The sequence below is a fragment of the Streptomyces sp. NPDC091682 genome (assembly GCF_044756625.1).
GTDB lineage: Bacteria > Actinomycetota > Actinomycetes > Streptomycetales > Streptomycetaceae > Streptomyces.
In genome coordinates this window covers 711,352-734,555 of record NZ_JBIVTH010000001.1, presented here as the reverse complement: position 1 = coordinate 734,555, position 23,204 = coordinate 711,352, and the positions used below count along the sequence as shown (strand labels likewise).

Here is a 23,204-nt window from a genome sequence, read left to right as displayed (position 1 = left end):
GCCGGGTGCGGGTGCGGGTGCGGGTCAGTGGGCGCCGGGGGATCCGATGGTCACCACGCGGGCCCAGGCGGGCGGGGCGTCCGGCACGTAGTCGGGGTCGTCCTCGCGCCAACGGCTCCCCCGGTTCCGGTGGAAGAGGCCCACCACCGTGCGGCACGGTGGTCGAGTGTCCGGCCAGGCGGTCTGTCCGTCCGTCAGGACCACGATCACGTCGGGCCGGGGTCCCGTGCCGAGCGCCTTGGCGAATCCGGTGCGTAGATCCGTCCCTCCGCCGCCCAGCAGCGGGATGCCCTCGCCGCTGCACAGCGGGTGCACGATCCGGGCCGCCGCGTCGCACGGCACCACGCTGACCATGTCGCTCCGGCCGCCCACGGCGCGGGCGATCGCGGCGACCTCCAGCAGCGCACTGCCCAGCTCGGCGTCGCTGACCGAACCGGAGGTGTCGATGACCACGCAGACGCGGGGCGGTCTGCGCCGCAGGCTCGGGAGCACGACGCCGGGCAGCGCGGTCGAGCGCCGGGAGGGCCGGGCGTAGCTGTAGTCCTCGCCCGCCCCCGCACCGGAGGCCGCCGACCGGACCGCAGCGCCCAGCAACTCCCGCCAGGGCTGCGGCGGGTGGAACGCCTCCTCGGCCCACCGCTGCCACCCCGCGGGTGCGCTCCCCGGACGGCCGTTGATCCCCTGCGCCACCCGGAACCGGACCGCGTCCTGCTCCTGCGCGCTGAGGCCGTGCGCGCCGTCCGGCCCCAGGTCCCACTCGCGTTCCAGACCGTCGGCGCCGCTGCCGCAGTCCAGCCAGACCAGCTCTTGCGTCAGCGGTCCGAGCCGGAACTGCCGCAGGTAGTCCTCCATGAGCTCGCCCGGGGACAGCCCCAGGTCCTCCGGCACCAGCGCACCTTCGGGGCGTACCAGCCCCTCGCCGTACGCGTCGTCGTTGATCTCGCAGTCCGCGGCGATGTTCATCCGCAGCCGTTCGCCCGGGCCGGTCAGCCCGCGTTCCCGGGCGACCCGGTCGCCGCGTCCGTGGTGGTCGCGCAGCAGGTGGGACACCTCGTGGACCCAGACCCCGGCGAGCTCCTCCACCGGCGTCCGGTCCACGAACCCCGGTGAGACGTAGCACCGCCAGTGGCGGTCGACGGCCATCGTCGGCACCTGCCGTGACTCCACGGCGTGCAGGGCGAACAGAGCCGTCGCCAGATAGGGCCGGACCCGGGCGGCGTGCAGCCGGGCCGCGAAGAGCTTGTCGAGGTCCAGCGCCCCCGTCGACTCCGCCCCCGTCGGCTGCGCCGTCGTCGTCGGTGCGTTCATCGGTCGGCCCCCACCGGGTCACCGGTCCGTGCCGCCGCGCGCTCCCGCGACAGGTCCGCCCGCCGGGACAGGGTCACCACTCCGGCGAGCCGCTCGATCGACTCCGGCACGTCCCAGTCCTCCTGGCGCAGCGTGGCGAGGGTGGTCGCGGGGACGACCACCAGGTCGGGGGCTCCGGTCTCCAGCGCCCGGACCAGCAGTGCCCACGCCGCGTCCCAGCGGGACTTGTCAGGGCGCCTGCGGACCGCGGCCACCACGCCGTCGAGCGTGGCCTGGCGCCGGTCTCCCCGCTCGGGCAGGTCAGCGCCGGCCGGGTCGGCGAGCAGCTCCTCGGGGTCCGGGAGGTCCATCCGGTCCAAGGAGGCCAGCAGCTCCAGCCCCGGACCGTCCCCCACCGTGCCCCTGACGAGAAGGGAGACCACTTCTCCGGAGGAGCCGGCCGCGTGGGCGAAGGCGAGCAGACGTATCGTCATGTCCCAGCTGCGGGGCGACGGCCAGGCGCCTCCCCGACGGGTCTCGGTGGTGGGCAGCCGGTGCACGAGCGCGGGGCGGGTGGTGAGGAGCCCGCAGACCGCACGGCGGGCGCGGTCCACGGCCGCGGGCAGCCTCTCGGCGTCCAAGCGCGGCAGGGTCGCCCGGGGCCAGGTTCCGCCGAGTCCGCGGAGCACGACGTCGTGGTCGTGGGTCCACTGGAGGTGGACGAACCGGTTGGCCAGGGGCGGACTGAGCTCCCAACCGTCGGCCGCCGAGCCCCGCGGGTTGGCGGCGGCCACGATCCTTACGCCGGGAGGCAGTTGGAGCGAGCCGATCCGGCGTTCGAGCACGAGTCGGAGCAGGGCGGCCTGGACGGCCGGCGGCGCCGTGGACAGTTCGTCGAGGAACAGCAGTCCGCGCCCGGCCCGTACGAGTCGCACGGCCCAGTCCGGCGGGGCCATCGGGACGCCCTGCTCGGCGGGATCGTCTCCGACGACGGGCAGGCCCGAGAAGTCGGACGGCTCGTGCACGCTGGCGATCACCGTGGTCAGGGGCAGTTCCAGGCTCTCGGCGAGCTGTGTCAGCGCCGCGGTCTTGCCGATGCCGGGCTCACCCCACAGGAGCACCGGCAGGTCGGCGGCCACGGCAAGGGTCAGGGCCTCCAGTTGGTCGTCGGGGCGCGGTTCGGTCGTGGTGTCGCTCAGCAGGGCCAGCAGTTGCTCGGCGACGTCCAGCGAGGCGGGGGCGGGGGCGGTGACGTCGGTGGCGGGGAACGGGACGTGCGAGGGCATGGGTGCTCACCTATGTGGGTTCGTGAGGAACGGGGGTGGTCCGGGAGGGAAGACGGAGAGGAGGAGAGGGGCGAGCGCCCCGGGGTCAGCGGGCGTGCGCCCGGCGCGGGTGGAGCCGGTGGTCCCGCGGGCGGCGTGCTGGCGGGGGGATCCGGCCGGGGCCGGGTCCGGTGAGGCCCGCCCGGAACAGCCCGTACGTGATCCGTCGTAGCGCGGCTGCCTCCAGCTCGTCCCGCAGGGCCCCGGCGCGCAGCAGGGCGTCGGGGCCGAGCAGGGCTTCCACCACGGCCAGCGCCCCGGCTACGTCGCCGTGGTCCAGGCGTTCGCGGACCCCGGTGAGGCAGTCCGGCCGACGGTGCGCCGCGTCGATGGCCCGCAGGCAGGGAAGCGGAGTGCCGGTCAGCGCGGCCAGCAGTTCCTCCCGGCGGATCTCGGCCGGGTCGTGGTCCAGCGCGGCCAGTACCCCGTCGACCAGGCCGATGCGGTGCCGGGCGCCCCGGCACTCGACGAGGCGGGGCTGCCCCGCGCGGTCCGCGGTCCCGGCCGGTCCGGTCGGCGCGAGGTCCGGTACGAGTGCCGAGGCGACCAGCGGGTGCAGCCGTTCGGCCTCGATGGATCCGGTACGGATCAGGTCCAGGTCGGGCAGGGTCCAGACCGCCGCGTCGGGCAGGTACGGCAGCGCGGAGGCGCTGCCGTCGGCGGGCGCCGCCCCGATCCGCACCGCGGGCGGTCCCGGGCCGTCCGCGGCCAGGTCCAGCACCAGCGGTTGCCGGGCCCCCAGCCGCACCGCGACGGCGCCGGTGGTCCGGCCCTCGGCGCGGAGCAGGATCGCGGCCTCGGCGGCCCACCGGTCGACGGCGCACCGGTGCCCTTGCGGGAGCGCCGCCAGGAGCTCGGGGTCCGGTGGGGGAAGGCCTTCGGCGGGTGGCCGGTCGGCCCCGGACCGGACCCGCAGCTCGTCGGCCCTGCGGGCGTCCCACAGGTGGCGGTGCAGGTCGAGCCGGAACCGGCGGTCGGGACGGGGCCCGTGGCGCGGGTCTCCCCGACGGCCTTCCTCGGAGCGGGATCCGTCCCACAGCGCGAGGCTGATCCGCTGACCGCCGTCCGCCCAAGCGGGCGCGGTCCTGGCCACGAGGTGCACGGTGCGTACGGGGTGCACGGCATCCGGGTCGTCGCCCGCGGCCGTGTCGTACCGGGCCAGCGTGACGGTGAGCCCGGGGCGCAGCAGCCCGTCGGGAGCGATGCGCGGCAGGTGCCAGCGCAACAGGTCGGGTGCCAGGTGGCGAAGGTCGGCCCGGATCCGGGCCGCGAGTTCGTGGCCGCGCGAGCGAGCCAGGAAACGGAGATCGAGATCGACGTCGACGCCTGCGGCGGCGCAGGCCCCGGCCCAGTCCCCGGCGGAGCGGCGGGCGGTCGCGGTCTCGATCATGGACGCCGGCACGGCGTACTCGCGTACGCGGAGCCAGAGGGAGAGGCGGGATTCCCCGTGCACGTTCTCGGTGGGCATCAGCGCTCACCTTGCGTGGACGGGACCCCCGATCTGTGAAGGGAGTGAGTGGTCATCGCGGTGATCGTAACGCCGGTCAGCCCGATCGGCCAGGTGTTTTTCCGGGCCAGCGGGGGTGGTGCCGGTCGATGACGTAGTGGTGCCCGTGCCGCCAACCGCCCGTGGCCGGGCGGGCGTCGGCGAGGTGCGGGTGCTCGGGCGGGAGGTCGGGGTGTACGTGCTCGAGCCGGTACGGATCCCGAGCCGGCCAGATCACCGCCGCGGCCGTGGTGGCGCTCAGGGCCACGGTGCCCAGGAGCAGGACGGTCAGCGGCAGCCCCGCCCCCGCGGCGAGCCACCCGGCCAGCGGATAGGTGAGCAGCCAGCAGCCGTGGGAGAGGGAGAAGCGGGCGGCGAACGCGGCGGGCAGGTCCGCGTCGGCGGTGGAGCGGCGGATCACCCGGCCGCCCGGGGTCTGGACGGCGGAGCAGGCGGCGCCGATCGCGGCCCAGACGGCCAGGAGCGCGGGCCAGGACCACGTGCGCGGGCCGGTCGCGGCGAGTGCGGCCCCGGCCGCCAGGGCCACGGGGAGGGCGAAGGCGGCACGGAGCATCACCGCGCGGTCGGTGGAGGACCGCAGGAGGCGGGGCAGGAGCAGCGCGGTCACCATGGAGCCGGCGCCGTACGCCCCGAGGGCGAGCGGGACGGCGCCGGCCGGGCGGTCGAGGTGGCCGCGCACCAGGGAGACGGTGTCGACGAGGACGACGGCCCCGGCGGCGGCGACCGCGAGGTCGAGCGCGAGCAGGGCCCGCAGCCGGGGCGTGGCCCGGAAGAGGCGGGTGCCGAGGGCGGCCCTGGTCCGCAAGCCGCCGGTGCGTTCGACCGGGGCGGGCCCGGGCAGCGCCGTGGCGACGACGAGGGCGGCGGAGGCGAGGAAGCCGACGGCCGTGCCGGCGAACAACCAGTCGTAGGTGACCAGGCTCAGCAGCGCCGCGGCCAGGACCGGACTGAAGAGGCTCTCCAGGTCGTAGGCGAGCCGGGTCATCGACAGGGCCCGGGTGTAGTCGCGTTTGGCGGGCAGGATCTCCGGGAGGACGGCCTGGAAGGTCGGGGTGAAGACCGCCGATGCCGCCTGGAGCAGGAAGACCAGGAGGTGGATCTGCCAGATCTCGGTGACGAACGGAAGGGCCAGCGCCGCACCGGCGCGGGTCAGGTCCATGGCCGTCATCAGGACGCGGCGGGGGATGCGGTCGGCGACCGCGCCGATCACCGGTGCGATGGTGACGTAGGCGGTCATCTTGATCGCGAGGGCGGTACCGAGAACCGCCGAGGCGCGCTCGCCCGCGAGCTCGTAGGCGAGCAGGCTCAGTGCGACGGTGGCCAGGCCGGTCCCGACCAGGGCGATGACCTGAGCGGTGAACAGGCGGCGGTAGGTGCCGTTGCGCAGTACGGACAGCACGGTCCCCGTCCCGGTCGGCAGATCGATGACAGCGCGGCGGATCCAGTCGGATCCAGCCTAGTCAACATGTGCGTACCTGTGCACCTGTTGTACGCCGTTCCGGGCGGGCGGGCGGGCGGGCGGGCGGGCGTCGCGGTCGACGGCGCGGCCGCCCGCTACGCGAGGACGTGGTCGTCGAGGGCGGTGAGGAAGGCGGCCGCCGCCGGAGTACGGCCGGTGCGGCTCCAGACGGCGAACTCCACGCGGGCCGGGGCGTCGGTCACCTCGACGGTCGCCACGCCGGCGAGCCGGGGCGCGTAGGCGGAGGGGAGCATGGCCACGGCGAGGCCCGGTTCCACGAGGCGGGCGATGTAGTCGGCGCTGGTGACCTCGTAGGCGACGTCACGGGTGAGACCGGCGGCCGAGAAGGCCAGGTCGGACTGGACCCGTCCGGCCGTCCCGGCCGGCAGGTCCACGAACACCTCGCGGCAGAGCCTGCGCAGGTCGACCGCCGGTTCGGCAGCGAGCGGATGGTCCGGAGCGACCACGGCGACGAGCCGGTCCCGGGCGAGTTCGCGGGCCGCGACGCCCCGGGGCCGGACGGTGGTGGGCAGCCCCAGGAAGGCCACGTCGAGGACCCCTTCCCGGACCCGCTCGACCAGGTCCTCGCTCGCGCCCACCCGCAGGCTGACGCGTACGTGCGGGTACTGCCGGCGGAAGTCGCGCAGCGCCCCCGGGACGTCGACCGCGGCGACGGTCGGGATCAACCCGACGGCGAGCCGCCCGCGTACCTCCCCGACGGCCGCCGCGACCTCGGCGGCCGCCCGTTCGGCGGCGTCCAGACACTGACGGGCGGCCGGGAGGAACGCCTCGCCGGCCGGGGTCAGCCGCACCCGGCGGCTGGTGCGCTCGAAGAGCCGCGCGCCCAGTTCCCGTTCCAGGCGTGCGATCTGGTGACTGAGCGCGGACTGGACGACCAGGCACCGCTCGGCGGCCCGGGTGAAGCTGTTCGTCTCGGCCACGGCGAGGACGTAGCGCATCTGCTGGAGCTCCATCGATCCATCGTGGATCACGATCGATGGGCTGACAAACATGTGTTGGACTCATCGATCGGGCCCCGTGAGACTCCGAAACATGACAAGTCCAGCCGCACGGACGGCCCGTGGGAACCTGCCCCGCACCCTCTTGACCGCGCTCGCCCCCCTGACGTGGGGGACGGTCTACATCGTCACGACCGAGTTGCTGCCGCCGGGACATCCCCTGTTCGCGGGCCTGCTCAGGGCGTTGCCCGCCGGCCTGATCGCCCTGGCGCTCACCCGTACGGCGCCGCGGGGAGCATGGTGGGGGCGCGTCGTGGTGCTCGGCACGCTGAACATCGGACTGCTGTTTCCGCTGCTGTTCGTCGCGGCCGAACGCCTGCCCGGAGGTGTGGCCGCCACACTGACGGCGGCCATGCCCCTCATGGTCGCCGTGCTGGCCGTGACCCTCCTCCACGAGAGCCCCTCCGTCCGGCGCCTGACGTGGGGTGTGATCGGCGTCGGGGGCATCGGTCTGGTGGTGATCGGCCCGGACGCGGCGTTCGACACCGTGGGCATCGCCGCGGGCCTGGCCGCCGCGGCCACGCTGGCCCTCGGGGTGACGCTCACCAAGCGCTGGGGGCGGCCCGCCGGCATGGGCCCCACCGCCTTCGCCGGCTGGCAGCTCACGGTCGGCGGCCTGTTCCTCGTTCCCGTCACCTTCCTCGCCGAAGGGGCGCCGCCCACCATCGGCCCGACGGCCGTCCTCGGCTACCTCTGGCTCTCCCTGGTCTGCGGCCTGGCCACCTTCGTCCTGTGGTTCCAGGGCATCGGTAGCCTCCCCGTCACCTCCGCCGCGGTGCTCGGCCTGCTCTCGCCGCTGGTCGCCGCACTGCTCGGGGCCGTGCTGCTCGGCCAGACACTGGGCGCGGTGCAACTCGTGGGCTTCGGGCTCGCGCTCGCCGCGATCGTGGCGGGACAGCTTCCGGCGCGCGGCGGTCATTCGTTCCGGGGCCGTTCGTTCCGCGGTCAGTCGTGCGGAGGGAGGGAACCGAGTTGGTGGTCGGCGACGTTCAGGGCCTCGTCGACCAGCCGCCGCAAATGCCCGTGACCGAGGGCGTAGACGACCCGGCGGCCGTCCTTGCGGGTGGTGACCAGCCCGGCCAGCCGGAGCTTGGCGAGGTGCTGGCTGACGGAGGGGCGGGCGGCTCCGCAGGCCTCGGTGAGGGTGGTGACATCGGCCTCGCCCCGGCCGAGGCGCGCCATCAGGGCCAGGCGGGTGCGGTCGGCGAGCAGGGCGAGCACGGACGCGGCGGCTTCCAGCCGGTCGCCCCGCTCCGGCGTGTCCGGGGTGTCCGGCGCGCCCGGCGCGATCTGCGCAACGTGTGCACCTGCCAGATGCCTGCCCGCACTCATGCGCACATCGTAGGGCGCTGCTGCGCGCACATGCCCGGGCCCCGCCACCCCAGAGGGGGTCGGCGGGGCCCGGGCACAGGCGTCGCGGCCGGTGTCAGCCGAGCGCGGGTGCCTCCTGCTGAGCCGGAGCCGTCTCGTGCGCGCCGTCGGCGCGCGCGGCCAGGAGCCGCTGGGCGAGGACGCCGAAGACGACGGCGAACACGGCCCACAGGACGAGCTGGACGGCCAGCGAGGCGACCCGGAACTCCCACAGCAGGGCCGCGGGGAAGCCGGGCTGGACGGCGTCGCTGTTGTCCGGCAGGAACACGAACGCCAGGGCGGCGGCGACGATGAAGCCGGCGCTCGCGGTCAGCGTCGCGTTCCAGTTGCCCAGGCGCGGTGCCAGCCGCCGCCCGAGGATGATCGCACCGACGCCGAGCAACACGCTCAGCAGGATCATCAGGAAGAACAGCGTGGTGCGCTGGCCGATCGTGTCCGGGTTGCCGACCGCCGGCGGGGTGGCCGGGTACTTCAGGAACGGCACCAGGTAGACCAGGGTGAACGCGCCCGCCCCGGTGAGCGCCGCCGTGGCCCGCGGGCTGAACCCGCCGACGCGGCCGAGGGCGAACGAGAACGCGAGCGAGGCTATGCCGCCCAGCGCGACCCCGTAGACCAGGACACCGGTGGCCAGGCCGACGGTCGACTGGACCGGCCGGCTGACCAGCTCTTCCTCCTCCTCGGCGGCCTCGCCCGACGCGGCGTCACCGCCGTGCCCGGCGTGCGCGCTCGGGGCGCTCGCGGCGTCCTGGGCGGCCTGGGCCTCTTCCACGGCGATGGAACCCCGTACCGGCGGCTCACCGACCACGTAGGCGACCGCGAAGGCGAACAGCCCCGCGATCAGGCCCGCGAGCATGCCGCGGACCAGCAGTCCTCTGACAGTAGAGGCGTACATGTGCGTGGCCTCTCAGTGGCAGGGGAAGCCGAGCAGGTGGCGACCGTCGTGCACCCACTCGTGCACGCCTTCACCGGCGAACAGGGCCGTGGCGCCCTGTTCGGCACCGACGAAGTACAGGGCGACGAGCATCAGGAGACCGACGAAGAGCGCCCAGGGCAGCACCGCGCGCACGGGCAGCGGGGCCGACAGGGAGCCGGCGGGGGTGGATACGGCAGCGGAAGCGAGAGCCTCGGCCATGATGGAACCTCCTCGGGGAACAACGCGTCCCATACGGTGGTGCAGGACGACGGTCCTCGGGTCTGACTCGCTGTGACGCCATCATGGAGATGCCGTCGCAGCACACAGTGGCGCGACCATGCCGGATTCACACCGGGCTTCCGTCTCGCCGTCGTCGCTATGTCTTTATGTCGCGTTGACGCTACCGCGTGGCGGGCCCGCGGCCAAGACCGTGAGTTCCTGATCACACGCCTACGCTGCGGTAACGCGGGTCCGGTGGGGCCTGCGGGATTCGAAGTGTCCGTCAACTGGACCGGCAGGACTGCTAGGATGACCCCGTCAGCCTTCGGCGTGCGTGCCCCGTGTACACGTCCGGAGGCTTTTTTCATGCCTTCACACCGGACCGCCACCCCTGCCGTACCTCCGACCTCCGCCACCACCGGCTACCGCGCCCTGCTCCGCAACAAGGAGTTCAGCGGCCTGTACTTCAGCTTCGCCCTCACCGTCACTGCGAGCACTTTGTCCGGTTTCGCGCTCGGCACACTGGTCAACCACCGGACCGGTTCCCCGTTCCTGACGGCCGTGAGCATGTACGGCGCCACGTTCGCGGCGGTGCTCGGCGCGCTCACGCTGATGTCCGTCGCGGACGGCGAGCGGCCCCGCCGGACCCTCCTCCTGCTCCAACTCGTCTCGCTGGTGGGCGTCGCCGCCCAGGCGGTCCCGGGGCTGCCGCTCGCGGCCCGGTTCGCCCTACTGCTGACCCTGGGCTTCTTCCAGTCCCTCGGCACCGGCACTCGGCTGGGCCTGCTCGCCGAGGTGGTGCCCGGCTCCGCCTACGCGCCCGCCCGTTCGCTGATGAACGTCACCTCGGGCGCCACGGTGATCGCCGGCTACGCCGTCGGCGCCGTACTGCTGCGGTACCTGGGCCCGTACCGGGTCTTCGTCGTCGCCGCGGCCCTGACCGCCCTCGGGACGGTCGTCGCGGCCGTCACCGTCCGGGAACGCTCGATCCGGTTCACCCGCCGCCCCGGGCTGCGCCGGACCTGGACGACGAACGTCGAGCTGTTCGCCCACCCCGGCCGCCGGAGGCTGCTGGTGAACCTGTGGGTCCCGAACGGTCTGATCGTCGGCTGCGAGGCCCTGTTCCTGTCCTACGACCCCGGCCGGGCGGGGGTCTTCCTCGCCGCCGCGTCGGCGGGCATGCTCCTCGGGGACCTGCTCGGCGACGACGGCGATCGCGGTGCCCGGGGCGACGCACTGGGCCAGGCCCCCGGCGATGGCGGCGCCGATGCCCTGCCAGGTCATCCGACCGGCCGACTCGACCCCCTGGACCTGACCGCGGACGACGTCGGGGGTCAGTTCGAGGAGCTGCTCCTGGAGGGGCAGGGTGGCCGCGAATCCGACGCCGGCGAGGAACACGGCGACGGTCGCCACCGGGGCGGGCGGGTGGACGGCGAACAGCAGGAAGGGAACGGCGAGCAGCAGCCGCAGGGCGAAGGCGAGGCGGCGGCGCCGGTCGGCGGTGAGCACTCGGCCGACGAGGTCTCCGTGGTCCTCACCCTGCTGTGCGGCACGTCGCCCGGCCCGGGGCCGGGCGACGTGCCGCAGGATTGAGTCGCGGCGCGCCATTCGAGCACATGTTTGATTGTCGGGGTTAGGCTGGGTCTATGCACGCAGTCCGGGGCCTTCAGGGTTCCCTCTTCGACCAGGGCGACGAGATCCGGCTCGGCCGCCTCGACGGGATGCGGCGGACCGACCTCGGGGCCGGGGCCTGGGTCGACCACCTGCCCGGCTGGCTGAGCGGCGCCGACGCGCTCTTCGAGCGGCTGGCCGCCGATGTGCCCTGGTGCGCCGAACGGCGCCAGATGTACGAGCGGGAGGTGGAGGTGCCCCGGCTGCTGGCCTTCTACGCCGCGGACGAGCCCCTGCCCCATCCCTCGCTGACGGAGGCCCGCGAGGTGCTGACCGGTCACTACGCCACCGAGCTCGGCGAGCCCTTCACCACCGCGGGTCTGTGTTTGTACCGGGACGGTCGCGACAGCGTCGCCTGGCACGGCGACCGGACCGGCCGATCTCGGGTCGAGGACACCATGGTGGCCATCGTCTCCGTCGGCGACCCGCGCGACCTCGCCTTCCGCCCCCGCGACGGCGGTGCCACCCTGCTGCGACTGCCCCTGGGCCACGGCGACCTCGTGGTCATGGGCGGCTCCTGTCAGCGGACCATGGAGCACGCCGTGCCCAAGTCGGCGCGGGCCGTCGGCCCCCGCATCAGCATCCAGTTCCGTCCCCACGGCGTCCGCTGACCCCTCGGCTCAGACGGCGCCGGGCTCTTTCGGGGAGCGGACGGCCGCGGCTGCCGCGTGCAGCGAGCGCAGGGCCAGCAGCAGGATCCCGATGTCGTCCAAGTACACCGGGTCCGGGATGAGGTCCACCGGCGAGACGGTGTAGATCACCGCGGCCCAGAACAAGGCCTTGTCGTGCAGCGGGATCCCCGCATCGACCAGCAGCCGCCGGGCCGCGAAGACCCGTACGAGCAGAACGGCCGCGGCGATCGCGAGTCCCACCGCGATCACCGTGCCCAGGGCGAGCCAGACCTTTCCGTCCATGGCGGCCCTATACCCCCGATATCGGGCCGCCATGCATGGGCGGTGGCCGCCCCGCCCGGACAGTGGCCGGATCCGTTCAGGCGTCCTGGCCGCGCAGTCGGCGGCCGACCTCGCCCAGCCCGTCGGCGAGCGCCTCGAGCTGCTCGGGGGTGAGGACGTCGACGAGCACCTCCCGGACGGTCGCCACGTGCCCGGGGGCGGCCTCCTCCAGCTTGGCGCGGCCGGCGTCGGTGAGGACGGCGAAGACGCCGCGCACGTCGGAGGGGCAGCTGCGGCGGCGGACCAGGCCGGCCTTCTCCATCTGCGTGACCTGGTAGGTCAGCCCGCTCTTGGAGTTGATCAGGCCGTTGGCGAGCTCGGTCATCCGCAGCTCGCGCCCGGGTGCCGCGGCGAGCCGTACGAGGATCTCGTACTGGGGGTGCGAGAGCCCGGCGTCGTCCTTGAGCTGTTGGTCGAGACGGCGGTTCACCAGGGCCGATGCGGCGAGGAAGCCGCTCCAGGCGCGCATCTCGCGGTCGTCCAGCCATCTCGGTTCAGCCATGGCCCCAGACTACACGGGTTGTTCCAATTTGAATCAATGGTTAGGGTCGGGGCCTAGCGGTTCGAATTTGAACAACTCTTCCCTGCCTCCCACCGGGCCGCCCGACCGGAAGGACCCCCCGATGACCACCCCCTCCGTCACCGCGACGAAGCCGCGGGCCGCCGCGTCGGCCGCACACCCCGAGACCTCCGCCCCCTCCACCCCGGGCCACGACACCGGCCTGCTCCTCCTGCGCCTGGTCCTCGGCCTGACCATGGCGGCGCACGGATCGCAGAAGCTCTTCGGCTGGTTCGGGGGCGGCGGCATCAGTGGTACCGGCCAGTTCTTCACCGCCAGCGGCTACCCCGCGGGTGACGCCATGGCGGTCCTCGCCGGCCTCACCGAGACCCTCGGCGGGCTCGGCCTCGCCCTCGGACTGCTCACCCCGCTTGCCGGGGCCGCCGTCGTCGGCACCCTCATCAACGCGATCGCCGTCCACGGCGCCGGCGCCTTCTTCGCCCCGGAGGGCATCGAGTACGAGCTGCTGCTGACCGTGGGCGCCGCGGCCCTCGCCCTCACCGGCCCGGGACGGTGCGCCGTCGACCGCTTCCTGCCCGTCCTGCGGAGCCACCGCCTCGCGCACGGCGCCCTCGCTCTCGCCCTCGGTGTGGTCCTCGCCGTCGTACTGCTCCTCGTCCGCGACTAACGCGACTGAGCCGTCGAGCGCGACCGTCCACCGATGGCGACCGGCCATGTGGATTTGCGCCAACTCTCTTTGACTCCAAGCGGCTTGCTGCTGTGCTCACCTATGTTCTACGGGGCACATCAGTTCGCCCCAGGAGGTCAGATTGCAGTCCAGGCGCTTCCTCGCCCTTCACCGCGCGATACGCCGCTCCCACCTGCTCATCGCTCTCGGCCTCGGCTCCCTGTTGATTGGCCTGACCCCGTGGTTCGTGGTCACGAGCACGGCAGCAGCCGGCCGCGCACCGGCACCCCGTCCCGCGTCCGTGCCCTTCTACCAGCAGACGGCGAAACAATCGCCGCACCACGGCATCGTCCCCGCGAACGCGATGGAGCCGACGGCTCCGGTCCTCGACCGGACCGGATGGACGGCCACGGCGAGCGACGAGGAGACGGGCGCCGAGAACGGCCGCGCGGCCAACGTCCTCGACGGGAACACCGCCACCATGTGGCACAGCAAGTGGGCTCCCACCCCCACCCCGCTGCCGCACGTCATCACCGTGGACATGCACCGCACCGAGGTCGTCTCCGCCCTCGTCTACCGTCCCCGGACCAACGGTCCCAACGGGCGCGTCGGTGAGTACAGCATCAGCCTCAGCACCGACGGGCTGAACTGGGCGACGCCGGTCGCCACCGGCACGCTCGCGGACGACGCGAGCACCAAGACCCTCGGATTCGCCCCCCAGGGCGCCCGGTTCGTCCGGCTGACCGCGCTCAGCGAGGCGGGCGGCCGCGGACCCTGGTCCTCCGCCGCCGAGATCGACCTGCTGGGCGACCCCGGCACCCCGGCGGCCACCATCGACCTGTCCCGCGCCGGATGGACGGCCACGGCGAGCGACGAGGAGACGGGCAGCGAGAACGGCCGCGCGGCCAACGTGCTGGACGGCAAGGACAACACCATCTGGCACAGCAAGTACGCACCCACTCCCACCCCGCTGCCGCACAGCATCACCATCGACATGCACCGCACCGAGGTCGTCTCCGCCCTCGTCTACCACCCCCGCTCCACCGGGCCCAACGGGCGCGCGGGTGCGTACGCCATCGCCACCAGCGCCGACGGCGTCACCTTCGGCACACCGGTGGCCGTGGGCACCTGGCGGGACGACGACACCGTCAAGACCGCCACCTTCACCCGCGCCGCATCCGCCCGTTTCGTCCGGCTGACCGTGACCAGCGAGGCGGGCGGCCGCGGACCGTGGACCTCCGCGGGCGAGATCCGCCTGAGCGGTCCGGCCAGCCCGGCCGTCCACGGCTCCTGGGGCAAGATCACCGGCTTCCCGCTGGTGCCGGTGGCGACCGCCGCCCTGCCCGGCGACAAGCTCCTGGCCTGGTCCGCGTACGCCGTCGACCGCTTCGGCGGCAGCAACGGCTACACGCAGACCGCGATCTTGGACCTGAAGACCGGCAAGGTCACCCAGCGCCGCATCGACAACACCGGACACGACATGTTCTGTCCCGGCATCGCCATGCTCGCCGACGGCCGGGTGCTGGTCACCGGCGGCAGCAACGCGGAGAAGGCGAGCATCTACGACCCGGCCACCGACAACTGGTCCGCGACCACGAGCATGAACATAGCCCGCGGCTACCAGGCCATGACCCTGCTCTCCACCGGCGAGGCCTTCGTCCTCGGCGGGTCCTGGAGCGGAGCCACGGGCACCGACAAGGCCGGTGAGGTCTGGTCCCCGGACACCCGTACCTGGCGCACCCTGCCCGGCGTCCCCGCCGCCCCGGCGCTCACGGCCGACCCGGCCGGACCCTACCGCGCCGACAACCACATGTGGCTGCACGCCACTTCGGGCGGCAAGGTGCTGCAACTGGGCCCGAGCAAGCAGATGAACTGGATCTCCACGACTGGGCAGGGCTCCACCACCTCCGCCGGCACCCGGGCCGACAGCCCGGACGCCATGACCGGCAACGCCGTCGCCTACGACATCGGCAAACTGCTCACCCTGGGCGGCTCGCCCGCCTACCAGGACACCCCCGCCACCCAGCGCGCCTACACCGTGGGCATCTCGGGCAGCCAGGTCCAGGCCGCCCGCACGGGCGACATGGAGCACGCCCGGGCCTTCAGCAACAGCGTGGTACTGCCCGACGGCAAGGTGGCCGTCTTCGGCGGTCAGGCCTATCCGGTGCCGTTCAGCGACGCCACTTCCGTCCTGACCCCCGAACTGTGGGACCCGGCGACCGGCGCCTTCACCCCGCTCGCCACCATGGCCGTTCCGCGCAACTACCACAGCGTGGCCAACCTGCTGCCCGACGGGCGGATCTTCTCCGGTGGCGGCGGCCTGTGCGGCGACTGCGCGACCAACCACGCCGACGGGGCGATCTTCACCCCGCCGTACCTGCTCAACGCGGACGGATCGCCGAAGCCGCGGCCCGCCATCACCGCGGGCGTGCCCCCCAGGGCGGCCCCCGGTGCTTCGCTCACGGTGAGCACCCAGGGCTCGGTGGCGTCCTTCGTCCTGATGCGGGCCGCAGCCGCGACCCACTCCACCGACAACGACCAGCGCCGGGTTCCCGTGGTGTCCACCGCCGCGGGAGGCGGCAGGTACACGGTGTCCGTACCCGCCGACACCGGTGTGGTCCTGCCGGGGACCTACATGCTCTTCGCCCTCGACGCCCAGGGCGTACCGAGCATCGGTCAGTTCGTCACGATCTCCTGATACCGACCCCGACCCCATGAGCGGTGTCCGGGGCCTGAGCTGATTGGCCCCGGACATTCAGGGGAATAGCGCACAAATGACACAACCCATCGAAGACTACGCACTCATCGGCGACCTGATGACCAGCGCTCTGGTCGGCCGCGACGGGTCCATCGACTGGCTGTGCCTGCCGCGCTTCGACTCGGCGGCCTGCTTCGCCAAGCTCCTCGGCGAGGAGGAGAACGGCCACTGGCGCATCGCGCCCCTGGACGCGGCCATCGGCGAGCCCTGCACCCGCCGCGCCTACGTCGACGGCTCGCTGATCCTGGAATCGTACTGGGAGACCGAAACCGGGACCGTCAAGGTCACCGACTTCATGCCCCAGCGCGAGGTCGCCCCGGACGTCATCCGCATCGTCGAGGGCATCAGCGGAACGGTCAGGATGCGCAGCACCCTGCGCCTGCGCTTCGACTACGGCCACGTCGTGCCCTGGGTGCGCCGCAGCGACGGTGACCGGGTCGCCATCGCCGGGCCCGACTCCGCCTGGTTCCGCAGCGAACCCCCGGTCCGCACCTGGGGCGAGGCGAACAGCACCTGCTCCCAGTTCCCGGTCACGGCCGGCCGACGCGTCGCCTTCGTACTGACCTGGCACCCCTCGCACCGGCCGCGCCCCGAGCCCTGCGACCCCTTCGAAGCGCTGGAGCAGAGCCGCGCCGACTGGCGGGAATGGGCCTCGCAATGCTGCTACGAGGGCCCCTACCAGGAGGCGGTCACCCGCTCCCTGGTCACCCTCAAGGCCCTCACCTACGCCCCGACCGGAGGCATCGCCGCCGCGGCCACCACCTCCCTCCCCGAGGAACTCGGCGGCGTCCGCAACTGGGACTACCGCTACTGCTGGCTCCGGGACTCCACCCTCACCCTCGGCTCGCTCCTGTCCACCGGCTTCCTCGACGAGGCCCGCGCCTGGCGCGAGTGGCTGCTGCGCGCGGTCGCGGGCGACCCCGCCGACCTCCAGATCATGTACGGGATCGGCGGCGAGCGGCGGATCCCCGAGAGCGAACTGCCCTGGCTGCGCGGCTACGCCTCCTCCGCCCCGGTCCGCGTCGGGAACGCGGCCGTCGACCAACTCCAGCTGGACGTGTACGGGGAGGTCATCGACTCCCTGTACCTGGCCCGGTCCGCCGGGCTGCCCTCCGAACGCCACGCCTGGCGGATCCAGCTCGCGCTGCTCGACTTCCTCGAACGCAACTGGCACCGGCCCGACGAGGGCCTGTGGGAGGTCCGCGGCCCCCGCCGCCACTTCGTGCACTCCAAGGTGATGGCGTGGGTAGCCGCCGATCGCGCCGTACGCACGCTGGAGAGCGACCCCTCCCTGGACGGGGACGTGGAACGCTGGCGGGCCATGCGCGACGAGGTGCACCGCGACGTGTGCGACAAGGGCTTCGACCCCGAACGGGGCACCTTCACCCAGTACTACGGCTCCGCCGAGCTGGACGCCGCGACCCTGCTCATCCCCAGGGTCGGGTTCCTGCCCCCCGACGACCCGCGGGTCATCGGCACGGTCGACGCGGTGCGCGCCGAACTCGGCAGCAGCGGGCTGGTCCGCCGCTACAGCACCGCGGGCTCCACCGTCGACGGGCTGCCCGGGGACGAAGGAGCCTTCCTGGCCTGCTCGTTCTGGCTGACCGACGCCCTGCACATGACGGGCCGGCGGGAAGAGGCCCGCGCCCTGTTCGAGCGGCTCCTGTCCGTACGCAACGACGTGGGCCTGCTCGCGGAGGAGTACGACCCCCTCGCCGGCCGCCAACTCGGCAACTTCCCACAGGCGTTCAGCCACGTCGGCCTGGTGAACACCGCGCTCACCCTGGCGAGCCCGGACTGACCCGCACGACGCCCTACGGGTCCCCGCCGGTACGGGAGGCCAGCAGCAGGGCGATGTCGTCCGGCCGGTCGGCGGTGTTGCCCGCCTCGCTGATCAGCCGGTCGGCGGTCTCGGTCAGCGGGGACGGCCGGGCCTCCTCCAGGGCCGTCCGTAGCCGCTCCACCCCGACGTCGATGTCGAGGCCGGGCTTCTCCACCAGTCCGTCCGTGTACAGGGCGAGGACCGAGCCTGTGGTCAGCCGCAGCTCCGTGACCGGGTACGAGGCCTCCGGGTCGATGCCGAGCACCACCCCTCCCGCCAGGTCCAGCACCTCGGTCCGGCCGTCCGGGTGGCGCAGCAACGGCTGGGGGTGCCCGGCCCGGACGGCCGTCACGGAGCCCGACGCCGGGTCCAGCAACATGTAGCAGCAGCTCGCGAACTGGCCCGGATCCAGGTCGATGAGCAACTGGTTGGTGCCGCTCACCACCTGCTCCGGGGTGCTGCCGCTGAGCGCGAAGGCCCGTACCGCGCTGCGCAGCTGGCCCATGGTCGCCGCGGCCGCCACACCGTGGCCCTGGACGTCCCCGATGACCAGGGCGAGCAGGCCGGTGCCCGTCTCGACGACGTCGTACCAGTCGCCGCCGACGTCCATGCCCAGGGTGCCGGGGAGGTAGCGGCCGACGGTGTCCACGTGCTCGCGCACCGGCAGCCGGTGCGGCAGCAGGGCCGACTGCAGACCGCGGGCGAGTTCCACCTCGCTGTCGTAGCGCCGGGCCCGCGCGAGCGCCTGCGCGATCAGACCGGCCAGCGCCGTGAGCACCGTACGGTCCTCCGGGCTGAAGCCGCGGGGAGAGTCGAAGCCGAGGATGCACGAGCCGACCGGCCGGCCGGAGGCGATCAGCGGTAGGAACGCGCGGGCGCCGACGTCGGCGTCCAGCGGAATGCCCGGATAGGCGGCCGCCAGGTGCTGCATCGACTCGAAGAACAGCGGCCGGCCCGTCGTCAGCGTCTCCACGCCCGGCAGTCGGACATCGAGGGAGACCCCGTCGAACCGGTCGAGGAAGCCCTGCGGGAAGCCGGTTTCCCAGGCCAGGTGCAGATGCCGCTCGTCCAGCAGGTAGATCGCCAGCTGGCGGCCGCCGAAGGCCGGCAGCAGCTCCTCGGTGACCACCGCCGACACCTGCCGGGCCGTGACCGCCTCCGTCAGCGCGATGGCGAGGGCCACCGGCCGGTACAGCGCCGATGCCTCGTCGGCGGACGCGTCGAGGTCCGCGCACGCGTCCATGTCGGCGTCCATGTCCATGTCGGCGGCGTCGTAGTCGGCGTCGGTGGCGGCGTCGGCGTCCGTGGCGGCCACGTCCGGCCCGGCCCGCGACTCGGGTGCGTAAGCCGGTCTTGCGGACGTGCCCAGCGTCAGGGTCACACCGTCGGCCGCGGGGTACAGGTCCACCGACAGCCACTGCCCGGGCGCGTGCCGGCCGCTCCGGGCGGGGAAGTGCACCGGCTCGCCGGACATGAAACCGGCCCGGAAGTGGTCCTCGTAGGCCGGATGTCCGAGCCACGGCAGCGCCTCCCACAGCAGCCTTCCCCGCAGCTGGGGCCCGTCCAGGCCGAGCAGGTCCTCCGCCGCGGTGTTCACGTAGCCGATCCGGCCCTCCCGGTCCAGGGAGAGCACCGCTTGCGCGAGCCGGTCCGCAGCCCTGCGGGCGCCCTCGGCCCCGGCCTCGGGCGGTGGCGCCGGCACGCCGACCGGGTCGCCCTCCCACAGCGTCCGCGCCCCGGCCGCCGCGAGCGAGGCGAGGTCGGCGGCCAGCTGCTCCGCGGCCCCTCGCAGCCGCTCGCGGTCCGGGGTCCCGACCGGGATCCCCGGGGTCGCCTCGCGCAGCACCACCAGCACGCCGAACCGTTCCGTCCCGGCGGTCACCGGCTCGTACAGCGAGCCGAAGGGGAACGGCAGCCCGGCCGTCAGCTGCGGAAAGCGGCGCATGGCCGACTCCGCGTCGGGCAGGTGGACGGCCTGCCCCGACCGGTAGGCCTCGGCGACCGGGTACGGGCGGTTCACCTGCATCCGCCACCAGGGCCGGAACAGCTGCAGCGGCAACCCGGTGAACACGGCCATCAGGAGCAGGCCGGTGGTGGGCGAGCGCAGGTAGACGCCGGCCGCGTACCCACCGACGGCCTCCATCGCGTTCACGGCGGCCCGTGCGAGCACCTGGGCCGTCGCATCAGGGGCATCCGTGGTGTCAGGCGCGGCGCCGGCGTCGTCCGCTCTGGCCATCACACAGTCAGGATGCGCCCTCGGCCGTGGCTCGTGCATCCCGGCCGTTCCCGCGCCGTCCCGGGGTCCGGTACCCGGTCACCACCGCGGCCGCGGCGCACAACAGCACCACGGCCACCGTGCGCAGCGCGGTGCCCATCGCGTCGGTGAAGGCGACGATCTGGGCCGGATCGTGCGGGTCCCCGTGGAAGCGCGAGGCCAGTACCGTGCCGACCACCGCGACCCCGAGGGCGGCGCCGATCTCGCGGGCCGCGGTGTTCAGCCCCGAGCCGAGTCCTGCCTGGTGGGCGGGCAGCTCCGTGACCACCGTCAGGGTCAGCGAGGGCGCGGACAGGCCCGTACCGACGGACAGCACGAGCAGGTAGAGCGCGTACAGCGGGTACGGGGTGTCCGCGTCGGCGGTGGAGACCAGCAGCAGCCCCGCGCCGATCAGACCGAGCCCGGCGCCGACCGGCAGCCGCGGTCCGGTGCGCTCCTGGAGCCGGGCGCCGAACTTGGGCACCAGGGCCATGCCGACGGTGAGCGGGACGATCGCGAAGCCGGTCTGGGCGGGGGAGAAGCCCTTCGCGTACTGGAGGTACTGGGCATTGACGAAGAACAGGGCGAAGAGCCCGAAGAAGCCGGTGCCGATGCCGAGCGCCCCGGCGCGCAGCTTGGACGAGCGGAAGATCCGCGGGTCCAGCAGCGGGCGGGCGGCGCGCAGGGCGTGCCGGGTGAAGGCCCCGAGCAGCACGGCACCCGCGCCGAAGGCGCTCAGGACCTGCACCGAGGCCCAGCCGTGGGCCGGTCCCTCGATGATCGCGTAGACCACCGCGAGCAGCGCGCCCGCGAGCAGCGCCGCGCCGAGGGGGTCGACGGCTGCGGCGGGCTGCGACGGAGTACGGGGGACCGCGACGGCCACCGCGACCGCGAGCAGGGCGGCGAGCGGGACGACCGCCCAGAACAGGGCCCGCCAGGTCAGGAACTCCCCGACCAGGCCGCCGCCGACATTGCCCGCCAGGCCCCCGAGGCCCGCGGACAGCGTCCAGGTGGCCAGGGCGCGGCCGCGGCGCTCGGGCGGACTCAGGTGGACCAGGACGGACATCGTGGCGGGCATGATCAGGGCCGCGCCCGCCCCGCACACACCGCGGCCCGCGATCAGCACGGCCGGGGCCTGGGCGAGGGCGCTGGCGGCGCCGCCCACGGCGAACAGGCCGAGCCCGCAGAGCAGGGCGCCCTTGCGGCCGTACCGGTCGCCGAGCGCCCCGGCGGGGATCAGCAGCGCGGCGAAGACGATGACGTAGGCGTCCACCGACCACAGCAGCTCGCCGGGATCCGGATGCAGGTCGGACGCGGCGAGCTGGGGGATCAGCAGGTTGACGGCGGCGACCATCCCCTGGGCGACGAGTACGCAGGCGCACAGGACGAGCAGGGCGGGCCGGGTGAGGGAAGGGGCGGGGACGGGGACGGCGGGACCCTGCGTGACGGCATGGCGGAGCACGGCTCCTCCTCGGAGTCGGGGACGGTACGGCGGAAGGAAGGGGGGTGACGGGGACGGCGGGCCGGTCCGGGCCGGCCGGGGCCATCACCCCTGGTCCACCGTAGAGTTGGCCCGATCTGCTTTCCAGTGCAAGTTGTGCAAGGGATGTATGCGTGTGACGCAATCCGGGTTGGACCTGAATCTCCTCGTCGCCCTGGACGTCCTCCTGGAGGAGGCGAGCGTGTCCCGGGCGGCGGCCCGCATGCACCTGTCCGAGCCGGCCATGAGCCGCACCCTCGGCCGGATCCGCAAGGCCCTCGGCGACCCGGTCCTGGTCCGGGCCGGCCGCGTCATGGTGCCGACCCCGCACGCGCTCGCCGTGCAGGGCGAGGTCCGCGCGGTCGTGGACCGGGCCCGCGCCCTCTTCCTCACCGGCACCGAGGTGGACCTGCCCACGCTCACCCGCACCTTCACCGTGCTGGCCAACGACGCCTTCACCGCCGTGTACGCAGCCACGCTCTTCAACCGGGTGACCCGCGAGGCGCCGGGGGTGAGGCTGCGCTTCCTCTCGGAGAGCCACGTGGACGTCCCCGCCCTGCGCGAAGGCGTCGCCGACCTGGAACTCGGCGTCGTCGACACCCGTTCCCCCGAGGTGCGCGTCGAGCACCTCGCCGACGAGCGCATGCTGGGCGTCGTACGCCAGGGGCACCCACTGCTCCGCGGCCGCATCTCGGCGCGCCGGTTCGCCGCGGCCGAGCACCTGACCGCGTCCCGGCGCGGTCGCCTCGAAGGCCCGGTGGACGTCGCCCTCGCCGAGCAGGGGCTGTCCCGGCGCGTGGTGGGCAGCGTGGGAACCTTCCCCGCTTCGCTGTTCGTCCTGCGCGAGAGCGACCTGGTCGGACTGATGACCAGCCAGGTCGAACCGCTCGCCGCCGCGCTGGGGCTGGCGGCCTTCGAGATCCCGCTCGCCCTGCCGCCCCTGCCCTTCGGCATGGCCTGGCACCCGCGCCACGACGCCGACCCGGCGCACGCCTGGCTGCGCGCCTGCGCCCGCGAGCTGGTCCCGGCCGGCCCGCAACGTTCCGCGGCCGGCCCGGAGCGCTCCGGGCCGGCGCGATAGGCCGACCGCTTCCCTCGTCCGGGGGACGCACGGGTGTGCGGACCACCGCCCGGACGGTGCCGCGGGGCACGATACGCAGGCGTCCCACCCCCCCCGCCCGGCAGGCCCCCGGAAGGCAGAGCATGCGGTTCCAGTACGACACCATCGGCGAGCGCTACGCGGAGTCCACGAGCACGGCGGCCTTCTCCGCGGCCGACACCTACACCCTGCACGGAGCCCTCGACGCCCTCGGCGGGGTGCGCGGGCTCGATGCCCTCGACCTGGCCTGCGGATACGGATACAACACCCGGCTGCTGGCCCGGGGCGGGGCCCGTCGGACCGTCGGCGTCGACGTCTCGGAGGAGATGATCCGGCTCGCCCGCGCGCACGAGGCGACCAAGGACCGGGCGGACGTCGAGTACCACGTCGCCGACGCGGCCGGCCTGCCGCACCTGGGCCCCTTCGACCTGGCGACCGCCGCGTACGTCTTCAGCTACGCGCCCGACCGCAGGTCCCTGCACGCGATGTTCCGGTCCGTCCGCGCCAATCTGCGGGCGGGCGGGCGGCTGCTCGCCATCGTCCCCAACGCGGGGGCGTTCCCCCGCGTGGACTGGTCGCCGTACGGGGTGCGCATCCTCGACCGGGTCCCGGACGGCGACGCGCCGCTGCTCAGGGCGCACTTCCTGACCGAGCCGCCGGTGCCCTTCGAATTCCGCGAGTGGGCCCACGCCGACCTCGCCGAGGCCGCCGTCGAGGCGGGCTTCGTCACCGTCGGCTGGCAGCCGAACCGGACCCCGCCCGCCGACGCCGTCCGGGACGAGGCGTACTGGACGGCGTACCGCGCCTGGCCGATCAGCTCCCTGATGACCTGCACGGCGTAGGCCGTCGGCGAACCGCCGTCACCGCCGTCATCGCCGTT

At 73.8% G+C, this 23,204-nt stretch carries 20 protein-coding genes and 1 riboswitch; of the genes, 8 read left to right on the top strand and 12 right to left on the bottom strand.

The features are described from left to right. Window positions 1-24: 24 nt before the first annotated feature. From ACIQK6_RS03565 to ACIQK6_RS03545, 5 genes are all read right to left on the bottom strand, one after another. Window positions 25-1,308, bottom strand: coding sequence for a VWA-like domain-containing protein (locus ACIQK6_RS03565; RefSeq protein ID WP_402694215.1), 1,284 nt, complete (start codon window positions 1,306-1,308; stop codon window positions 25-27). After that, on the bottom strand, window positions 1,305-2,573 hold the full coding sequence (locus ACIQK6_RS03560; RefSeq protein WP_329105357.1) for a MoxR family ATPase: 1,269 nt from the start codon (window positions 2,571-2,573) through the stop codon (window positions 1,305-1,307). The genes ACIQK6_RS03565 and ACIQK6_RS03560 overlap by 4 nt, the downstream gene beginning before the upstream one ends. An 85-nt stretch (window positions 2,574-2,658) precedes the next feature. After that, the gene (locus ACIQK6_RS03555; RefSeq protein WP_329105359.1) at window positions 2,659-4,080 is read right to left on the bottom strand and encodes a hypothetical protein; all 1,422 of its coding nucleotides are present in this window, start codon (window positions 4,078-4,080) and stop codon (window positions 2,659-2,661) included. A gap of 76 nt (window positions 4,081-4,156) precedes the next feature. After that, on the bottom strand, window positions 4,157-5,518 hold the full coding sequence (locus ACIQK6_RS03550) for an MFS transporter (protein ID WP_402694214.1): 1,362 nt from the start codon (window positions 5,516-5,518) through the stop codon (window positions 4,157-4,159). Window positions 5,519-5,673: 155 nt separating this feature from the next. Beyond that, complete coding sequence (locus ACIQK6_RS03545) at window positions 5,674-6,552, bottom strand: LysR family transcriptional regulator (RefSeq protein ID WP_402694213.1); 879 nt, start codon at window positions 6,550-6,552, stop codon at window positions 5,674-5,676. Between the two features lie 79 nt (window positions 6,553-6,631). On the opposite strand from ACIQK6_RS03545, the gene ACIQK6_RS03540 reads away from it, so the two are divergent. Beyond that, window positions 6,632-7,624, top strand: coding sequence for an EamA family transporter (locus tag ACIQK6_RS03540; protein WP_329105366.1), 993 nt, complete (start codon window positions 6,632-6,634; stop codon window positions 7,622-7,624). Here ACIQK6_RS03540 and ACIQK6_RS03535 read toward each other — a convergent pair. The 3 genes from ACIQK6_RS03535 to ACIQK6_RS03525 all read right to left on the bottom strand — a co-directional run bounded on the left by ACIQK6_RS03535 (window position 7,543) and on the right by ACIQK6_RS03525 (window position 9,100). Further along, window positions 7,543-7,929, bottom strand: a complete 387-nt coding sequence (locus ACIQK6_RS03535; protein ID WP_329105368.1) for a metalloregulator ArsR/SmtB family transcription factor — start codon at window positions 7,927-7,929, stop codon at window positions 7,543-7,545. The genes ACIQK6_RS03540 and ACIQK6_RS03535 overlap by 82 nt on opposite strands. A gap of 94 nt (window positions 7,930-8,023) precedes the next feature. Beyond that, window positions 8,024-8,860 (bottom strand): CbtA family protein, encoded by an 837-nt coding sequence (locus ACIQK6_RS03530; protein ID WP_329105370.1) that lies wholly within the window; start codon window positions 8,858-8,860, stop codon window positions 8,024-8,026. Between the two features lie 12 nt (window positions 8,861-8,872). Continuing rightward, window positions 8,873-9,100 carry a CbtB-domain containing protein gene (locus tag ACIQK6_RS03525; RefSeq protein WP_402694212.1) on the bottom strand — a complete coding sequence of 76 codons (228 nt, stop codon included), beginning with the start codon at window positions 9,098-9,100 and terminating at the stop codon, window positions 8,873-8,875. 60 nt (window positions 9,101-9,160) lie between these two features. Beyond that, window positions 9,161-9,242: riboswitch (cobalamin riboswitch) on the bottom strand. Window positions 9,243-9,466: 224 nt separating this feature from the next. Here ACIQK6_RS03525 and ACIQK6_RS03520 point away from each other — a divergent pair. Continuing rightward, window positions 9,467-10,693 carry a hypothetical protein gene (locus tag ACIQK6_RS03520; RefSeq protein WP_402694211.1) on the top strand — a complete coding sequence of 409 codons (1,227 nt, stop codon included), beginning with the start codon at window positions 9,467-9,469 and terminating at the stop codon, window positions 10,691-10,693. A 53-nt stretch (window positions 10,694-10,746) separates the two neighbouring features. Then, complete coding sequence (locus ACIQK6_RS03515; RefSeq protein WP_329105373.1) at window positions 10,747-11,382, top strand: alpha-ketoglutarate-dependent dioxygenase AlkB; 636 nt, start codon at window positions 10,747-10,749, stop codon at window positions 11,380-11,382. 9 nt (window positions 11,383-11,391) lie between these two features. Here the strand turns inward: ACIQK6_RS03515 and ACIQK6_RS03510 are convergent, their stop codons facing one another. Together ACIQK6_RS03510 and ACIQK6_RS03505 are read right to left on the bottom strand one after the other, a co-directional pair. Next, complete coding sequence (locus ACIQK6_RS03510) at window positions 11,392-11,685, bottom strand: YkvA family protein (RefSeq protein WP_329105376.1); 294 nt, start codon at window positions 11,683-11,685, stop codon at window positions 11,392-11,394. A gap of 76 nt (window positions 11,686-11,761) precedes the next feature. Next, entirely contained in the window at window positions 11,762-12,226 is a 465-nt protein-coding gene (locus ACIQK6_RS03505; RefSeq protein WP_402694210.1) for a MarR family winged helix-turn-helix transcriptional regulator, read from the bottom strand. Between the two features lie 121 nt (window positions 12,227-12,347). On the opposite strand from ACIQK6_RS03505, the gene ACIQK6_RS03500 reads away from it, so the two are divergent. The 3 genes from ACIQK6_RS03500 to ACIQK6_RS03490 all read left to right on the top strand — a co-directional run bounded on the left by ACIQK6_RS03500 (window position 12,348) and on the right by ACIQK6_RS03490 (window position 17,470). Continuing rightward, window positions 12,348-12,911 carry a DoxX family protein gene (locus ACIQK6_RS03500; RefSeq protein ID WP_402694209.1) on the top strand — a complete coding sequence of 188 codons (564 nt, stop codon included), beginning with the start codon at window positions 12,348-12,350 and terminating at the stop codon, window positions 12,909-12,911. Between the two features lie 142 nt (window positions 12,912-13,053). Then, a complete protein-coding gene (locus ACIQK6_RS03495) occupies window positions 13,054-15,609 on the top strand; it encodes a discoidin domain-containing protein (RefSeq protein WP_402694208.1) in 2,556 nt (851 codons plus the stop codon). Window positions 15,610-15,685: 76 nt separating this feature from the next. Continuing rightward, complete coding sequence (locus ACIQK6_RS03490; RefSeq protein WP_402694207.1) at window positions 15,686-17,470, top strand: glycoside hydrolase family 15 protein; 1,785 nt, start codon at window positions 15,686-15,688, stop codon at window positions 17,468-17,470. Window positions 17,471-17,483: 13 nt separating this feature from the next. Here ACIQK6_RS03490 and ACIQK6_RS03485 read toward each other — a convergent pair whose 3' ends face one another. Together ACIQK6_RS03485 and ACIQK6_RS03480 are read right to left on the bottom strand one after the other, a co-directional pair. After that, window positions 17,484-19,727 (bottom strand): SpoIIE family protein phosphatase, encoded by a 2,244-nt coding sequence (locus tag ACIQK6_RS03485; protein WP_402694287.1) that lies wholly within the window; start codon window positions 19,725-19,727, stop codon window positions 17,484-17,486. Window positions 19,728-19,734: 7 nt separating this feature from the next. Beyond that, window positions 19,735-21,207, bottom strand: coding sequence for an MFS transporter (locus ACIQK6_RS03480; RefSeq protein ID WP_402694206.1), 1,473 nt, complete (start codon window positions 21,205-21,207; stop codon window positions 19,735-19,737). A gap of 148 nt (window positions 21,208-21,355) precedes the next feature. Between ACIQK6_RS03480 and ACIQK6_RS03475 the strand changes: the two genes are divergently transcribed. Next, window positions 21,356-22,306 carry a LysR family transcriptional regulator gene (locus tag ACIQK6_RS03475; RefSeq protein WP_402694205.1) on the top strand — a complete coding sequence of 317 codons (951 nt, stop codon included), beginning with the start codon at window positions 21,356-21,358 and terminating at the stop codon, window positions 22,304-22,306. Between the two features lie 122 nt (window positions 22,307-22,428). Further along, window positions 22,429-23,166: a class I SAM-dependent methyltransferase gene (locus ACIQK6_RS03470; protein WP_329105390.1), complete on the top strand. Its 738-nt coding sequence runs from the start codon at window positions 22,429-22,431 to the stop codon at window positions 23,164-23,166. Window positions 23,167-23,204: the final 38 nt, after the last annotated feature.

Excerpts from the sequence above, each read along its gene's own strand:
- ACIQK6_RS03565 (WP_402694215.1), bottom strand. The coding sequence starts at position 1,308 with ATGAACGCACCGACGACGACGGCGCAGCCGACGGGGGCGGAGTCGACG.
- ACIQK6_RS03560 (WP_329105357.1), bottom strand. The coding sequence starts at position 2,573 with ATGCCCTCGCACGTCCCGTTCCCCGCCACCGACGTCACCGCCCCCGCC.
- ACIQK6_RS03555 (WP_329105359.1), bottom strand. The coding sequence starts at position 4,080 with ATGCCCACCGAGAACGTGCACGGGGAATCCCGCCTCTCCCTCTGGCTC.
- ACIQK6_RS03545 (WP_402694213.1), bottom strand. The coding sequence starts at position 6,552 with ATGGAGCTCCAGCAGATGCGCTACGTCCTCGCCGTGGCCGAGACGAAC.
- ACIQK6_RS03540 (WP_329105366.1), top strand. The coding sequence starts at position 6,632 with ATGACAAGTCCAGCCGCACGGACGGCCCGTGGGAACCTGCCCCGCACC.
- ACIQK6_RS03535 (WP_329105368.1), bottom strand. The coding sequence starts at position 7,929 with ATGAGTGCGGGCAGGCATCTGGCAGGTGCACACGTTGCGCAGATCGCG.
- ACIQK6_RS03530 (WP_329105370.1), bottom strand. The coding sequence starts at position 8,860 with ATGTACGCCTCTACTGTCAGAGGACTGCTGGTCCGCGGCATGCTCGCG.
- ACIQK6_RS03525 (WP_402694212.1), bottom strand. The coding sequence starts at position 9,100 with ATGGCCGAGGCTCTCGCTTCCGCTGCCGTATCCACCCCCGCCGGCTCC.
- ACIQK6_RS03520 (WP_402694211.1), top strand. The coding sequence starts at position 9,467 with ATGCCTTCACACCGGACCGCCACCCCTGCCGTACCTCCGACCTCCGCC.
- ACIQK6_RS03515 (WP_329105373.1), top strand. The coding sequence starts at position 10,747 with ATGCACGCAGTCCGGGGCCTTCAGGGTTCCCTCTTCGACCAGGGCGAC.
- ACIQK6_RS03510 (WP_329105376.1), bottom strand. The coding sequence starts at position 11,685 with ATGGACGGAAAGGTCTGGCTCGCCCTGGGCACGGTGATCGCGGTGGGA.
- ACIQK6_RS03505 (WP_402694210.1), bottom strand. The coding sequence starts at position 12,226 with ATGGCTGAACCGAGATGGCTGGACGACCGCGAGATGCGCGCCTGGAGC.
- ACIQK6_RS03500 (WP_402694209.1), top strand. The coding sequence starts at position 12,348 with ATGACCACCCCCTCCGTCACCGCGACGAAGCCGCGGGCCGCCGCGTCG.
- ACIQK6_RS03490 (WP_402694207.1), top strand. The coding sequence starts at position 15,686 with ATGACACAACCCATCGAAGACTACGCACTCATCGGCGACCTGATGACC.
- ACIQK6_RS03485 (WP_402694287.1), bottom strand. The coding sequence starts at position 19,727 with ATGGCCAGAGCGGACGACGCCGGCGCCGCGCCTGACACCACGGATGCC.
- ACIQK6_RS03475 (WP_402694205.1), top strand. The coding sequence starts at position 21,356 with ATGCGTGTGACGCAATCCGGGTTGGACCTGAATCTCCTCGTCGCCCTG.
- ACIQK6_RS03470 (WP_329105390.1), top strand. The coding sequence starts at position 22,429 with ATGCGGTTCCAGTACGACACCATCGGCGAGCGCTACGCGGAGTCCACG.